We start from the raw sequence: 249 nt of genomic DNA on the forward strand, positions 1-249 counted from the left end.
AACACCTTTCCATTAACTTAACTTAGTGATTTCAGATGTTTTACGCAACATGGCCAGGGAGATAACTCACAGAAACCGACCCAACTGAATCCAATTTCATCGGTATAGAACTTGGAAGTCAGGCCCTGAGCAATCAGATAAGACAGTGTCTTGTCAATTTCAGCCGCTTCCATTTCAGAGCAATTTGATTCCGGCATGAATTCTATCCGGCATTCTTCCGGCCTGTGATGGGCCTTCACGGGTTTCCAT

The 249-nt window shown here is 44.6% G+C and carries 1 protein-coding gene; it reads right to left on the bottom strand.

The annotated features are described in order from the left end of the window. Positions 1 to 17: 17 nt before the first annotated feature. Positions 18 to 249: hypothetical protein (locus ACYP03_RS27310; RefSeq protein WP_459782846.1), on the bottom strand; the 232-nt coding region annotated here is incomplete at its 5' end.

The organism is Photobacterium sp. R1, assembly GCF_054600795.1.